This is a genomic window from Companilactobacillus keshanensis (assembly GCF_003946205.1).
Lineage (GTDB): Bacteria > Bacillota > Bacilli > Lactobacillales > Lactobacillaceae > Companilactobacillus > Companilactobacillus keshanensis.
Window position 1 is genome coordinate 1 of the sequence record NZ_RHOS01000004.1, and the last position, 16,252, is coordinate 16,252.

Sequence of the window (16,252 nt, forward strand, 5' to 3'; positions counted from 1 at the left end):
AGTCAAAGCAAAAGCACCTCCAAGATTTATTTTCTCAGAAGTGCTCTTATTTATCTGTATCAAATTATATACTCAGTGCCTACAGTCAATCTGTTTGTGCCTTTTCTTTTCTAATAAATCGAATAAATGCTGTCGTTACCTGGGAGTGGGGTTGTTGGCCACGCCATGCCAAAACTGAATTCAAAGTTAGCTTTGGTACCAATGGAACATAAATAAGATGATCAAAATGTTGATTTAACTTCAAACAAATCATTACTCCGTGATTACGTTGTGTTAGCATCGCAGCATTATAAACTAAATTGTAACGAGCTTTATTTCTCATCTTAGCAGCATATTCTCCAGACCAATTCGCTAACTCATTTTGAACGACTTTATCCAAAATTGTAATTACTGGGGTACCGACGAGGTCTCCAGGATGAATAGCCTGATACTTAGCAAATTTAGAATCTTCATGTGCTAGAATTCCCCATTCTTCCTTAGCGGTCATTCGTACGAAATCATACTTACCAATTTCAACTGGCTCAATTAAAAGTCCTAGATCGATGGTACCTTGTTCGATCCATCCTTTGATATCGTCGTTATTACCACTGTGGAGTGCAAATTTTACTTTTGGATTCTTTTGCTGAAATTGATCCATTAGACTTGCTAGTTCTTCCATACTTTGCAGCTCACCGCATCCGATGGCAATCGTTCCCGCTAGTTCCTCAGTCTGCTGAAGTTCTTCCCGAGTACGCTCCAATAGGTTAACCATGTCCTGGGCTCGTTGACGAAATAATAAGCCTTCTCTGGTTAAGTAGATACTGTGATTACTACGGCGAAACAATTCGACCCCTAGCTCTTCTTCCAAGCCTTTAAGTTGGCGTGACAGGGTGGGTTGCGTCAAATGAAGTAATGCAGCTGCTCGAGTAACGTTTTCTTCCCGGGCTGTCATCAAAAAATAATTCAGGACTCGTACATCCATCATCCAAACCTCTTCCACATGTTTCAATTAGATCACTATTATATGTATATTTTATCACAGTTTAGCAGATATACATTTTTCGTATGGTGAAGATGTATTTTAAGCATTTTTATTATCTTAAAATGGGGCGTATGCTAAATCTTGTCTTTCAAAGATGCTTGCTATAACTGTAACGTGTATTTCAGTTGTTACGTTTAGAAAAATTATTTAGTCAATGTAATAATGAAAGGAAATACTATTTATGAAAATTGCTGTCATTGGGGCCTACGGAAAAACTGGTCGAGCACTTATTCAAGAGGCTACAAAGCGAGGTCATTCTGTTCTGGCCATCGCACATCGTCAACACGATGATATTACTTACGATAATCTACTAATTAAGGATTTAATGGACTTAACTGCAGCAGATTTATCCGGTTTAGATGCTGTTATTGATGCCGTTAGTGCTTGGACACCGGAAACATTTGCTGTTCACACAACTGGGCTCTCTCACTTAGCACAAATTTTATCAAATACAAATACTCGTTATCTTAAGGTTGGTGGGGCAGGGACCCTCTATATTAATGCCGATCATACCAAGATGCTAAAGGATCGTGCTGACTATCCAACGGATTGGGTACCATTAGCCGATGTGCTCGTCGCCAGCTTGAATCGATTACGTTCATACTCTAATATTGCTTGGACATACGTCACACCCGCATTCAACTATGATTCAGAAGGACCAGCTACAGGTTATTACCACATTGATGGTGAAGAATACCTGGCTAAGTCAGATGATGATAGTTACATTAGTTACGCTGACTACGCTACTGGTATGTTGGATATTCTTGAAAACAACACCTATGTTCGCCAACGAATAACTTTGGTTGGTGGTCAATCATAAATATTTGTACTAGTAATCAAAGAAAGACAACTATGTTCCGCAGTTATCGCGGTATGTAGTTGTCTTTCTTTTTAATTTAGATCCGATCTTAATTGTTTCAAAAAAGTATCTGCGGCGGCGGAAAGCCTTATTCCTTTACGCCAGACTAAACTGGCACCAGAAGTTTTCCTTGGTGTTAACGGAACAAAGGTCAAATCAGATTGATTCGTATTAACAATACCATCTAAAGCCAAAGCGTATCCCACTCCTGCTGAAACTAATAATGATGCATTATAGAGCAGGGTATAGGTTGCGACAACATTAAATTTTGGAGTACTTTCTCCGTACCAGTTTTCTAGTAATTCCATCATTCCCTTCTGCCGTGAGACAATTAAATCTTTTCCTTCGAGATCATCTAATGTTAGATGGTCTTTTTTTGCGATCGGAGAACTATTTGGAACTAACAGGCCCCAGCGACTCTCTCCGGGAAGATTAATAAAGTCGTAATCAGTTTTATTAGCTGGTTCCATCACGACACCAAAATCGAAGAATCCAGTTTTTAAATGATTTCTGACATCATCAGCATTAGTACTAATGATGTTAGTTTGGATATTTGGATAATTTTTACGTAGATGACTGACAGTTTGAGCGATGTTTAAAAATATTCGAGTTTCGGCACTACCAATAACAATTGAACCAGCAACATCTTGATTCTCATGAATATTTTTCAAGGTTTTGTCTGTCAGTGAAAGGATTTGATCAACTTGATTGGCAAAATACTCACCACTACTTGTCAGTTCAATTGAACGGCTACCACGTTCAAACAGTGTGATTCCTAATTCGTCTTCAAGACTCTTTAATTGGCGAGAGACGGCTGGCTGGGAAACGTGCAATTCATCTGCAGCTCGACTAATATTTTGTTCGCGAACGACCGCTTGAAAGTATCTAAGAACTCGTAATTCCATATCAATTCCTCCCATAACATAAACGCATAGATTCTAATTCAATATAAGCATTTTACATATTTGCTGTCAAGAATTAATCTAATACTTGTAAATTGAACCCACGGAGGGAAAACAAATATGATCAAAGATAAAGTTGTAATTATTACTGGAGCATCAAGTGGTATCGGAGCAGCAACGGCTGTATTACTTGCTAGTAAAGGAGCTAAATTAGTATTGGGAGCACGTAGAGAAGATAAACTTATACAATTAGTCAACAAAATTACAAGTGATGGTGGGGAAGCAATTTATCAAGTCACAGATGTTGTAAATCCTGACGATAATAAGTCATTAGTTGAATACGCCAAAAAAACTTTTGGCAAAGTCGATGTTATGTTTTTGAATGCTGGATTAATGCCCAACTCTCCATTGTCGGAATTGAAAACTGATGAATGGAATCAAATGATCGACGTAAATATCAAAGGAGTTTTGAATGGTATTGCTGCTGTTCTTCCAACTTTTAAAGAACAAAAGTCAGGGCATGTAATTGCTACATCATCAGTTGCCGGTTTGAAAGCTTATCCTGGTGGGGCTGTATATGGTGCTACTAAATGGGCGGTTAAAGATTTGATGGAAGTACTACGTATGGAATCCGCACAAGAAAACTCCCATATTAGAACAGCTACAATTTATCCAGCGGCTATCAAAACAGAATTATTGGATACTATCACTGATCCGGAATCAGCCAAGGGTATGGAACAAGTCTACGATCAATATGAAATTGGACCAGACAGAATCGCTAATGTTGTTGCCTTTGCAATCGACCAACCAGAGGACACAAATGTTAATGAATTTACCGTTGGACCAACAGATCAACCTTGGTAAAAAGAGGAGTTAAGATGGAACGAATCAGTAGAAAATGGAAAAAATATCAATTAGATGGTTTTGCAAAGGCTGATGATATGCGTATTTCTCCATTTTATGACGATGGTAAAACTTATGGAACACCAACGTGGATCTGGTCAGTTGTAGTAGATCAACAATTATTCGTAAGAGCGTGGAATGGAAAAAGGTCGCGTTGGTATCGATCAGCAATTAAACAACGTGCTGGAAGAATGCATCTAGCTGGGCAAAACTATGAGATTAATTTTCAAGATGTCAATGATATGCAATTGATAGATAAAGTGGATATGGCTTATCGGAAGAAATATGCGGGGAGTTCATATTTATCTCCCATGATTCAAGAAGGTCCAAGAAGCACAACATTGAAGATCATTCCTAGACAAATAGATTAAGTGAGGCTTTTTAAATGAAAAATGTAATGATTATTGGTGCTCATGGTGGCACAGCAAGAATATTGATAGACAGATTATTGAATGAAACAGATGACAATTTGATTTTATTTTTGCGAAATGCACAAAGATTGAATCAATATGAGAATAATAAACGCGTCACATTGGTAGATGGGGATGTTCTAAAGACTGATTTACTAGCAAAAGCAATGAAACCAGCAGATATTATTTATTCAAATGTTGGTGGAACAGATTTAGCTAATCAAACACAAAGTATTTTAGCTGCTATGACTCAGGCAAAAAAAGACAGATTGATTTTTATTAGTGCCTTGGGTGCCCATCATGAAGTCAAAGGTAAATTTGGTGAATGGAATGAACAGGCAATTGCTGCCTATTTACCAGGCTTTAGAGAGTCAGCTAAAATGTTAGAAAATTCATTTATTACGCATACGGAAATTAGACCTTCATGGTTAACCGATAAAGATGAAATTAGTTATGAAATAATAGCACTGGACCAACCATTTACTGGAACTGAAGTTTCAAGGGCAAGTGTGGCAGATTTTGTTATGAAAGTAATTGCAGATCCAACAAAATATCAAAATGAAAGCCTTGGGTTGAATAAGCCAAATACAGATGGCGACAAACCTAGTTGGATATAGAGGTGGGAAATTGAAAACAATTAATTTAAATAATGATGTAAAGATACCTGCATTAGGATTTGGAGTGTTTCAAATTCCAGATTTGGACCAGTGTGAGGAAAGTGTTCTCAATGCCTTAAGCACAGGATATAGATTGTTAGATACTGCCGCAGCTTATGGAAACGAACAAGCAGTCGGGAAAATCTATCAAACGAAGTGGAATTCCTAGAGAAGAGATTTTTATTTCTTCAAAAGTTTGGATTCAAGATGCTAGTTATGAAAAAACGATGAAATCTTTTGAAAAAACCTTAAATAATCTTCAAACAAATTATCTTGATCTGTATTTGATCCACATGCCATATGGTGATTATCACGGTAGTTGGCGCGCAATGGAAGAATTGTATAATGCTGGGAAAATCAAAGTCATTGGAGTATGTAATTTTGAAGCCAATCGATTGGTAGATTTGATTTTAACTCACAATATCGTACCAGCAGTTGATCAAATTGAAATGCATCCATTTTGGCAAGAGAAAGATTTACGCTCAGTTATGGAACATTACGATATTAAAACAATGGCTTGGGCTCCATTTGCTGAAGGAATGAATGGCATTTTCAAAAATGAAACATTACAGTCAATTGGTTCAAAATATGGTAAAACTCCTGCACAAGTAATATTACGTTGGTTAAATCAAAACGAAATTATCGCGATTCCAAAATCAGTTCATCTAGAAAGAATTCAACAAAATTTTGACATCGATGATTTTGAATTAACAGACGAGGATATGATTCAAATAGAACATATGGATCAAGAGAAACCGGCGATTTTGAATATTCATGATCTAAATGAAGTTTATCGATTACATGGAATTACCTTTGAACAATAGAAGAGCCAGTTGGGGGTTCACTTCAACTAGTTCTTTTTTTTGCCTTAATTTTTAGATAGAAAAGAGGACCTCATGGGTCCCATATTATCATTCAAGCGACCAAACCAAAATCAACTGAGACTTACTAAGTTGGAATCTGCTCCACATGTTGATTTACAGGACCTGAAACACTTATTTATAAAAATATAAATGGCATAAAAAAACCACATCATTTCTGATGTGGTAAATGTTCTAATATGTCTCACCAATACGATTTGACTTAAAGCTATTTTTATATCTAATTAATGATTAACATCAACATCGGATGCTTTAACAAATTCATTTGTTGAAACACGATAGTATTGTTCGCCATTAATAGTTGTAATACTATCAGTCTTCCAACTGCTCTTAGCACTTAGACTTCTGTTTGAAACTAAGTCGCCCTTAGCAGTGTAAAGACTTGCATACGAACCAGAATGAGTTGTTACAATTTCGTTTACTGGTGTGTATACGTAAACGTCATTTTCATTAACAAATTCGTTAGTAGAAACACGATAGTGTTTTATACCATTGATAACATATGTTTGATGATCTGCGATCCAACTACTATTTGGTGCAAGTGATCTATTGCCAATCAAATCACTTTCAGCCTTGTAGAGGTTCTTAGCAGAGTCATCGTAGGCTCTAACATAAACATTTGGAGCTGTATATGGATAAGCCTGACTCATCTTAGCCCATTCGTTAGTAGAAACACGATAGTAACTAACACCGTCAACTGTGATAACAGCGTCACTTAGCCAATCAGTCGCTGCGGCTAGTGAACGAGTCGTTGATAGAGTCATCTTGCCGTCTTCACCTAGTTGATAAAGTTCAACAGCAGGTTTGTCAGCATATGTAGAAATTGTTTGATTCTTATATTCGATATCACTATTTTCAGGGTTATCAGTATTGCCTGAACCTGTTTGGATCGGTGTGTATGTTAACTTATCAGTGTCTAGAACAGTTTTGTTAGGATCATTGGCATAACTTACTGTTGGAACACCGCCAATTGTGTAGGTAACGATAACTGAAGGTGAAGTATATCCATTTACGGGATCAGCTGTATAAGTGGTAGGTCCGTCACCATAGTTACCAGTACCTGCAGGGATATCGATGACTTGTGTAGTACCATCTGGTTTTGTAAATGTTATTGTTATTGCCTTATTTGGAGTACCAATATATTTCGCAGGTGCTTCTTTTGTAATAGGCTTATTAGTTGCTTTATCAACAATCGTGAATGTGTTGTTAGGACCGTAAGTAACTGTAACTGTTGGGGAGGTATAACCGGGTTCACCATCAAGAGTAATATCCTCAGTATCCCCAACTTTACCGCCCTTTATGGTAACTGTTTTCGTGTTATCCTTGGAGCCAGCTATTGCCGGAATATCAATTGGTTGAGATTCAACCGGATTACCCTCTAGAACAAGAGGTTTGTCACTAGTGATAGGAGTCTTAGCTTCATCATTAGTAGTGTAAGTAACATTACCATTGGCATCAGTAGTAGCGATAACAGTAGTATCTTTATAACCATCAACGTGAATAGTAATAGGATCAGAAGGAGTACCGACTGAACCAGCAGGAACAGTAACTTTAACAGGTAAATCAACTAGACCTTGTTTAGTAGGAACAGAACCGTTGGTATTTTGATCTACATGATTACCAGTGTAAAAAAGAGGTGTATCGGGAACGAAGTGACCAGCAGTATCAATAGTACCAGTAACCGTATCTTCGTTAGTAGTATATCCATCTTTAGTAGTAGGAGTAATAGATATATGGTCACCGACTTTGGCGTCAGTAGTAAGAGGAGTTGAAACTGTCTCACCATTAGCTAATTTAACGTCATAAGATTTATCGACTGCATCATTACCAGTGTAAACAAGAGGTGTATCGGGAACGAAGTGACCAGCAGTATCAATAGTACCAGTAACCGTATCTTCGTTAGTAGTATATCCATCTTTAGTAGTAGGAGTAATAGATATATGGTCACCGACTTTGGCGTCAGTAGTAAGAGGAGTTGAAACTGTCTCACCATTAGCTAATTTAACGTCATAAGATTTATCGACTGCATCATTACCAGTGTAAACAAGAGGTGTATCGGGAACGAAGTGACCAGCAGTATCAATAGTACCAGTAACCGTATCTTCGTTAGTAGTATATCCATCTTTAGTAGTAGGAGTAATAGATATATGGTCACCGACTTTGGCGTCAGTAGTAAGAGGAGTTGAAACTGTCTCACCATTAGCTAATTTAACGTCATAAGATTTATCGACTGCATCATTACCAGTGTAAACAAGAGGTGTATCGGGAACGAAGTGACCAGCAGTATCAATGGTACCAGTAACCTTAGTCTCATTAGTTGTATAACCATCTTCAGGAGTAACATCTAGAGAAATAATGTCACCAACCTTAGCATCAGTAGGTAAAGGATTAGATATAGTTTTACCATTAGGCAGTTTAACGTCATAGGAGGTGTCAGTAGCATCATTACCAACTAAGACAAGAGGATTTTCACTAGTGATAGGAGTCTTAGCTTCATCATTAGTAGTGTAAGTAACATTACCATTGGCATCAGTAGTAGCTAGGACAGTGGCATCTTTATAACCGTCAACGTGAACCGTAATAGGAGAAGAAGGAGTACCGACTGTACCAGCTGGAACGATGACAGTAACATCACCTTGAGCAGTATGAACTAAACCATTGGGATTTTCAGTTACATCATTACCGACTAAATCGATAGTAGAAGTAGATGTACCAGTTATATCTGGATTATCAGTTGTTGGACTAATGAAAGTAACATCTACGGTTGTTGAAGTTGCATCGTTTGCGAGATGATAACCAGGTGCTAATGTTTTAATTTGATCATTAGTTACAGTTACAGTTTTGGATCCACCCACAAGATCGGTACTTTCAACTGTAACTGGAATACTGATAGTACTACCATTGCTTGTTGTAACATTTACATTACCGCTTTGTGCAGGTAAAATTTTAGTGTATAGAACTGTATCTGCGGCTGTTGTTTGTGTCATTCCCAAAACAGCGTCAACCTGTGTAGTCGTTGTAGTATAATCGGTATCATTTGGATATGCACTTGGGACAGGTACTGGAACAGTACTACCATACATACCACTAGCCGTAGCAGTGATATCAGATGTAATTCCATCACGTGTCGTATGTATTGTTACCAAATTCGTTACAAGTGTAGTACCATTTGGAGTACCACTGGCTGAATACTCAAGGCTTGCAGTTTTTAATACAGTTCCACCTTGTACATGGCTGGTATCACCATTATATAAAGATCCTAATCCACCTGTTGGATTCCCATCGGCGTCAAAAGTTGGAACTCCAGAGAAAGATTGATTAAAAGTACTCTCTGTCCATTTTATACCGTTAGATGATGTTAATGCTGTACTAGGATCGAAGGCCAAATTAGCGTTTATTTTTATTTTAGATAAGTTTGTACCATCAAACATACCTTCACCCTTGGAAGAATCACCAGTTATGGTTCCGGCTGCCCATTTCCAACCTGTTAATTGTAATGAACTTAGTTTTTTGTCATTTTTGAACATAGAAGTTAAGTTTGCTACAGGGCTTGCTGTATTAACCTGCCAAGCATTTGTACTGGAAATTCCATCATATACACCTATGAAATCACTTAAAACATAACAATTGGCGAATGCATAACTAGCATCAACTATTTTTGTAAATGGATTTGATCCTAATGTGATAGTCTCAAGAAGATGATCATTTTCAAACATATGACTAAGATTAGTGATCATTCTTAAATTATTGTTTGCTAAATTAATACTTTGTAGACTAGTATCATTTGAAAACATTCCTTGAGCATTTGCCACATTTCCCGTATCTAAATTAGAAAAATCAGTATTATCACTTGTTAGATTAGTCATATTAGCAAATAAATATGAAGAATCCGTTGGTGCTACTGCACCAGTGTCAGTTTTTATACTTGTTATATCCGAAGTGTTTCCACCCCAACGATTTGCGTCGTAAGATCCGTTTCCTTCATCTAATTGACCATTAATTGTTAAAGTTTTAGAAGTTGGGTCATATGTCCAACCATTACCAGTATTAGTAGTAACTGCAGTGTCTTCAGAAACAGCCATTGATTCAGCAGAAAATGCTTGTGCAGCCATTTGAGGTTGAGGTGTTGCAGGTTCTTCAGGTGTTACTTCATTAGTACCAGTTGTATTTGAAGTAGTGTTTGAACCAGTTCCATTTTGTGGTGCTGGAGTACTAGGTGTACCAGTACTTGGAGCAGGTGTACTACCAGTTGATGTACCTGAATTGGTTGTTCCAGCGCCTGTGGCTGGTTGTTCAACTACCTTACCAGTAGTGTCAGTGACATTTCCTTCAGTACTTGTTCCAGAACCATCTGTAGTACCACTTCCCGAAGTCGGCGATTCGGCAGCGGCTTGTGATAATGTTGTTTGAACTGTATCTGTAGTTGCGGCCTTTGCTACATAGCTAGGTGCGCCCAGCAAAAATAGGCCTCCAGCTAATGAAAGGCTACTTACGACGATCCAATTCTTTTTAGATTTAACTAACTTTTTCTTCATGACAGTATTTGGATCATGGTTTAATTGTTGAAATCTCATTTTAATTCCCTCTATCCTCGATAATTGTCAAATTGTGAATACCCTGTATGACATAACTAAATTATAATATTCATTTATAGTTATATAGTGCAGTTATTGTAAGAGATATTTTCCCAAAATGAGTATTTTCATAAAAATTGCATCTTTTATATTTAAAAGATTTCATAAAGTGACAAATATTATATATGATAGTTAAAATGAGATCTAATTATAGATTTCATATAGGCATTTATATAGGAAGAAACTTTTAAAAATCATAGACAATTCAATATCCATGTTTAATGAATATAAATAAAAAAGGAGCATCTTAAACCAGAAAGCTGGTTTAGGATACTCCTAATTTTTTAAATCAATTTCAAAAAAACAGAGGCGATAATAACAGAAGCCATTGAAACAGTTGCAAATCCACCCACTAGCATTTTTGGTAACATGTTTTGGGTTAGATATTCCTCTTCTTGTTCGTTATCAGCAATTGTTCGACAAACTTCGGTTGTCAAAATGAAATCAGCTGGAAAGCCGAACAAAGCGGTCAATGAACATGCAAAGGCCATTTGTTTACTCATACCAAAAGGTTTTGCTAAAAGATATGAAGCAATAAACATTCCTAAAATTCCCAATGCGATCAAAACCAAAATTTGAACTAGGATTCCTCCAATAATATCTGGTGTTGTTAAGCTTAATTGGGAAAAGACGTAAGCCATCAAACCGTAGATCAGCCAGTTAAATACTCCAGCACGTGTTAGCGCGTTATCTTCAAGTAAACCGAATTGATGAGCCAAAACGCCTAAAATAAGGCAAATGACATTGGCATTAATAACGCCATTCATTAGTCCTGCTAACCAATTACCTAGTAAGGCAATTAGAGCAACTCGAACGATTATGAAAACAGGTGATTGAAATTGTTCTGGTAAATTCAAAATATGTTTTTTCGTATCTAATGAAGCAGCCATACCGGTTACTTTTGGAGCATCTGGATCGATGTGACCTTTACCACTTTTTAATTCTTCCTTTAGTCTACGACCTTCTTTTCTTAAAAGAATGGCAGTTAATGGGTAGCCAATGAAAGAATGTAGGATAAACATTGAAACTGGCAGAGCAACTAATGTTGTAGCACCGGCTGCCTTTAATCCGTCGGTCATCAAAAGTGTTGCGACCATACCACCTGTTAGTGGAGGAATTGCAGCGACAACTGTGTGCCAGTCAAATATCAATGTGCCGACTGTTAGTGTAAGAACTAGAGTCCCCAATACTCCTAATAGTGCAATACAGACGGCTTTCCATTGATTAATAAGCTCTTTTAAACTCATCAGTGTACCAAGATGTACTAATAATAATGAAACACCCATGCCAGTGAAGGCTGTGTTAAAAGATGCCTTGGCAACAATATCCTTAGGAATGATCGTCCAAAACCCGATAGCGAAAAGTACCGCCGTAATAAAGATAGATGGTATAAATGCTTTGGTAGCCGCTGAAATCCAGTCACCGATCAACATGAATACCATAACAATAGTGAATGCAATTAAGTATTCCATAAAAATAGATCCCCCTCGAATATTAAATAAAGATTAGGTTTAAAGTTAAACTTCTCTAATCTTTCTGTCAACCTGCAATTAGTGATAATTAAGGCTTTTTAGAGTGTAACCGCTTACTTAGATTAAAACAGACATTGAATAATATTAAATATCTAATTTTTGTTTGACAATAATTAAAAACACTCTTAGAATTTGATTTACATTTTAAAAATATTTGTAGGGAGAGATCTTAATGACAACATTCACTAATTTAAATTTATTTAACGGAACCGATAATAAGATAATAGAAAATAGTTACTTAACTGTATCTGAAAACGGGAAAATCACTGCAGCAGGTACAGGTACACCAAAAACTAGTGACAATGTTGTTGATCTTCACGGTAAATATGTTATGCCTGGGCTAATCAACGCCCATACTCATTTAATGATGGACCCTGATGATAGTGACAAGCTTGAATATTTATCTGAAACTGAAGTTACATTTTTGGCTTTAAAGAACTTAAATACATTGTTGCATGCAGGAGTTACTTACATTAGAGATTGCGGATGTGCTTTCAATACTGACATCAAATTAGCCAAGATCCAAGCAGAAGGTAATCTAAAAGGGACAGAAATCATGCCTTCTGGACGTCCAATGACAATGACAGGTGGACATGGGGACTTTAAAGAAGGACTAGATGGTGAAACTACGATGGGTCATTTAGTTGATTCACCTGACACAATGAGAAAATCTGTACGTGAAAACTTCAAACTGGGGGCCAAAAATATCAAAGTAATGGCAACTGGTGGCGTTATGTCTTCAACTGATCAAGTTGATGATACTGAATTGACAGAAGGTGAAATGGCAGTTGCAGTTCAAGAAGCACATACAAAGCACATGACCGTTGCATCTCATGCCCAAGGTAACCGTGGTATCCAATTGTCACTTGATGCTGGTGTAGATTCCATCGAACATGGTATCTACGTTGACGAGAAGCAAGCTGATTTTATGAAAGCACACAACATTTATTTAGTACCAACACTGAACGCTTGTGCTGGCATTGATAAATATGGTGTCGGCAAGATTCCTGATTACATGATCAAGAAGAATGATATCGTTAAAGATGATTTCTTCAAAAACATCGGTATGGCTATTAAGAAGGGCGTTAAAGTTGTTGTCGGAACTGACGCTGGAACACCATTCAACAGTTTTGAAACGGGTACAACTGATGAACTAGCACTATTAACAAGTATTGGTGCCACTCCTTATCAAGCACTTCTTGGTACAACTAAGTACGCCGCCGAATTATTGAGAATCACTGATGAATACGGAAGTCTTGAAGAAGGTAAAGTAGCTGATTTCTTAGTATTAGATAATAATCCATTGGAAAGTGTCGAAGCAGTTGCTCAGGCTGACAAAGCTGTTTATAAGAAGGGTGAACTTGTTGAATAGGTAGTTTTTTTTCGTCAGACGGATCAATTAGAATATTTATAGTTAAAGCATGATTCCATTTTGCGTGGATCATGCTTTTTTGTCTTTATATTGGACGGTCTACAGCAAGGCAGCATCCTCTTAACCGTAGTAAGTTGCAATAAAATAATAATTCACGTAACATACAAATAATCATATTATAGAAATTAGGTGAATACTGTGGACATTAATAGAATCATGGTTTGTGTCCCAGCAAACGGTTCAGGACGTTTTTCTGCAAAGTAATTATTTAGGAGAGAAAAATGAAGAACGTCCAAAGAAGAGTACCATCATTATTATTAATTATTGTGCTAGTAGGATTCCCACAAATAAGTGAATCCATTTTTACTCCCGTATTGCCACAGATCAGCAGACATATGCTTGTTGATGCGTCGAAGGCACAGTTAACAATGAGCTTTTATTTTGTTGCCTTTGCGATCGGAGTATTTTTCTGGGGTCGACTTTCAGATAAAATCGGTCGAAGAAGAGCCATGCTATGGGGAATTGTTTTCTATTTAATCGGTAATATGGGATTACTGATCAGTTTTAATTTTCAAATTTTACTATTAAGTAGATTTATTCAAGCGTTTGGTGCTAGTGTCGGATCAGTTGTTACGCAAACTATCATGCGTGAAAGTTTTAACGGTGTTGAGGGTGCTAAAGTATTTTCTAAAGTCGGAGCAGCTATGGCATTATCTCCGGCCCTTGGTCCTTTGATCGGTGGAATCGTACAGCAATACTTAGGTTATCGAAATGTTTTTAGTACATTAGTTGTGATGGGAATTCTAGTTTTGCTTTATAGTTCATATCGATTGCCGGAAACTCAAGTAGTTACAAATAAAGAAACGGCTTCACTAATAGATGTAACTAAGAGACTCATAATGGATTCCAGAATTTGGTCATATGGAATTTTAATAGGAGGTATTAACGGAATACTTTTTGGTTATTATTCTGAGGCACCATTTATCTTTATGAATCACTTTGGATTTACGTCGGTTCAATACGGAAGTTTAGGAGTTGTCTTAGCCTTAGCTAGTTTATTGGGAGCCGCACTGGTAAATTATTTGGTTAACTATTTTAAATCAGAGACGATTTTAATATCGGGATTGGTTTTCAGTGTTATTTCAAGTGGATTATTGTTGGTATTATTGAAATTTGATCAACCTTTTATTTTGATCACTGGCTTTTTTATGATTTTCTTAGGTTTAAATACTTCATTGCCAATTGCTCTAAATCTTGCCTTAAAAGGTTATGAGGATATTATTGGTAGTGCTAGTGGAATTTTTAGTTTGGGATATTATCTTATTGTCAGTTTGTTAACTTATTTGGTTAGCTTGATTCACAATGGTACGATCACTGCGTTGCCATTATTTATGTTTGTATTGAGTATCGTAATGCTAGTTTCCTGTATTAATTTGTATGTAAAAGGCGATATTATTGAAGACTAGTGCTTTCTTTGACAAATTTATGTGATTGGATTAAAGTAATATTTGCTCGATAAAAATTTAAAATAAAAATTAATATCTGTAACGGAGATATCGTTGAACATGCGATATCTCTATTTTTTTGGAAAAGAGGAAATAAATGTGGATCAAACAGTATCTACAAGAGTTAAACTATCTATTTTAGCAGTCGGGTTATTATCATTTGTCGGAGTTTTAGTAGAAACCTCAATGAATGTAACGTTTCCGACTTTAACCAATGAATTACACGTCAGTTTAGGAACGGTTCAGTGGTTAACGACAGGTTACCTGTTATTAACGACGATCGTTATGAGTACAACGGCTTTTGTTCTGAAGAAATTTAAGCCGATCAAGGTTTTTAGTTTTGCGGCCTTATTGTGTCTTGTCGGGACATTGGTTTGTATGATAGCACCTAATTTCAGCATTTTGTTAGGTGGAAGACTATTACAAGCGGTGGCAACTGGCTTATCAACGCCACTGATGTTCAATTTGATTTTTGAAGAGGTTCCACCAGCCAAATTGGGTGTTTATACAGGATTTGCTAGTATTATTATTTCTTTGGCACCAGCATTAGGACCAACTTACGGTGGTATCGTTAACGGATTATGGTCATGGAGGGCCATCTTCGTTGGTGTAATTCCAATAATTATTTTATTATCAGTTATCGGTTGGTTTTCTATTCGTGGAGAAGCACGTGGTACAAAGGGAATGTCATTTGATTATTTAGGTGTTGTTGGTTTGGCAGCAATTTTTTCAATGATTTTATTCACATTTGATCAGGCCGGCCGACATGGATTTATTTCATCACAATTTGGGATCTGGGTCTTGATGACCGCTGTCATTATTGCTATTTTCTGCTGGTATAATTCTAAAAGTAAGCGTCAATTGATTGATTTTTCTATTTTAAAAATACCAGTTTTGAGATTTAGATTGTTTGGATATTTTAGTTTACAATTTATTAATATAGGTTTGTCGTTTCTCTTACCAATTTTTGCCCAGACAGTTCTAAAGGTAAACTCCGCTGAAGCGGGTTTGATGTTGTTGCCCGGTTCACTAGTCGGAGCCATGGTTGGACCATATGCAGGATATATTTACGATAAAAAAGGTTCGACCATTCCGTTGGTTATTAGTGGTTCACTAGTGACAATTGGTGCCTTCTTGTTCTTTATAGTCGGCAACAATTTAACTTTAGTAAGTATTATTCTTATCTACCTATTATTGCGAATTGGATTTAACTTTGGCTTTGGGACGACTCTGTCGGATGGAAGTATGCAAGTGCATGGACGTAATAAATCTGATCAGAATTCACTGTTTAGTATGATGCAACAATATGCTGGATCTCTTGGTACTAACGTGTTGTCAGTTATTATTTCGGTGGCTGCACTGAGTGGCGGTAGTGCAGTTTCAAGTACAATGACTGGATCTAGGATCGACTTTGGTATTTTGACGATCTTGGCCGCGGCAATTTTAGTTTCAATAATTTATGTTGAAAGAAAGTATCAAACTAAGAAAAATATCTAAAGACTGCCTCTGGCGGTCTTTTTGTTTGGTCCTTTATTTTTCAATAAGGCCAATACTTTGTTAAAATAGATATGATTAAT

At 36.8% G+C, this 16,252-nt stretch carries 11 protein-coding genes and 1 pseudogene; 8 read left to right on the top strand and 4 right to left on the bottom strand.

Annotated features, from left to right (window positions below):
* Window positions 1–85: 85 nt before the first annotated feature.
* Entirely contained in the window at window positions 86–964 is an 879-nt protein-coding gene (locus EKM64_RS03345) for a LysR family transcriptional regulator (RefSeq protein ID WP_225420938.1), read from the bottom strand.
* Window positions 965–1,202: 238 nt separating this feature from the next.
* Between EKM64_RS03345 and EKM64_RS03350 the strand changes: the two genes are divergently transcribed.
* Window positions 1,203–1,841: an NAD(P)-dependent oxidoreductase gene (locus EKM64_RS03350; RefSeq protein ID WP_125675607.1), complete on the top strand. Its 639-nt coding sequence runs from the start codon at window positions 1,203–1,205 to the stop codon at window positions 1,839–1,841.
* Window positions 1,842–1,912: 71 nt separating this feature from the next.
* Here EKM64_RS03350 and EKM64_RS03355 read toward each other — a convergent pair whose 3' ends face one another.
* Entirely contained in the window at window positions 1,913–2,785 is an 873-nt protein-coding gene (locus EKM64_RS03355; RefSeq protein ID WP_125675609.1) for a LysR family transcriptional regulator, read from the bottom strand.
* 117 nt (window positions 2,786–2,902) lie between these two features.
* On the opposite strand from EKM64_RS03355, the gene EKM64_RS03360 reads away from it, so the two are divergent.
* From EKM64_RS03360 to EKM64_RS03375, 4 genes and pseudogenes are all read left to right on the top strand, one after another.
* On the top strand, window positions 2,903–3,646 hold the full coding sequence (locus EKM64_RS03360) for an SDR family oxidoreductase (RefSeq protein ID WP_125675611.1): 744 nt from the start codon (window positions 2,903–2,905) through the stop codon (window positions 3,644–3,646).
* Window positions 3,647–3,660: 14 nt separating this feature from the next.
* Window positions 3,661–4,056 carry a DUF2255 family protein gene (locus EKM64_RS03365; RefSeq protein WP_125675613.1) on the top strand — a complete coding sequence of 132 codons (396 nt, stop codon included), beginning with the start codon at window positions 3,661–3,663 and terminating at the stop codon, window positions 4,054–4,056.
* Window positions 4,057–4,070: 14 nt separating this feature from the next.
* The gene (locus EKM64_RS03370) at window positions 4,071–4,712 is read left to right on the top strand and encodes an NAD(P)H-binding protein (protein WP_125675614.1); all 642 of its coding nucleotides are present in this window, start codon (window positions 4,071–4,073) and stop codon (window positions 4,710–4,712) included.
* A gap of 10 nt (window positions 4,713–4,722) precedes the next feature.
* Window positions 4,723–5,575, top strand: a pseudogene (locus EKM64_RS03375) (aldo/keto reductase).
* 281 nt (window positions 5,576–5,856) lie between these two features.
* On the opposite strand, the gene EKM64_RS03380 reads toward EKM64_RS03375, so the two are convergent.
* Window positions 5,857–10,206 carry an SLAP domain-containing protein gene (locus EKM64_RS03380; protein ID WP_125675616.1) on the bottom strand — a complete coding sequence of 1,450 codons (4,350 nt, stop codon included), beginning with the start codon at window positions 10,204–10,206 and terminating at the stop codon, window positions 5,857–5,859.
* 344 nt (window positions 10,207–10,550) lie between these two features.
* Window positions 10,551–11,738: a hypothetical protein gene (locus EKM64_RS03385; RefSeq protein WP_125675618.1), complete on the bottom strand. Its 1,188-nt coding sequence runs from the start codon at window positions 11,736–11,738 to the stop codon at window positions 10,551–10,553.
* A gap of 232 nt (window positions 11,739–11,970) precedes the next feature.
* On the opposite strand from EKM64_RS03385, the gene EKM64_RS03390 reads away from it, so the two are divergent.
* The 3 genes from EKM64_RS03390 (at window position 11,971) to EKM64_RS03400 (ending at window position 16,172) form a co-directional block, all read left to right on the top strand.
* Entirely contained in the window at window positions 11,971–13,170 is a 1,200-nt protein-coding gene (locus tag EKM64_RS03390) for a metal-dependent hydrolase family protein (protein WP_191988515.1), read from the top strand.
* A gap of 281 nt (window positions 13,171–13,451) precedes the next feature.
* On the top strand, window positions 13,452–14,636 hold the full coding sequence (locus tag EKM64_RS03395; protein WP_125675622.1) for a multidrug effflux MFS transporter: 1,185 nt from the start codon (window positions 13,452–13,454) through the stop codon (window positions 14,634–14,636).
* Between the two features lie 99 nt (window positions 14,637–14,735).
* Window positions 14,736–16,172, top strand: coding sequence for an MFS transporter (locus tag EKM64_RS03400; RefSeq protein ID WP_164505290.1), 1,437 nt, complete (start codon window positions 14,736–14,738; stop codon window positions 16,170–16,172).
* The last annotated feature ends 80 nt before the right edge of the window (window positions 16,173–16,252 follow it).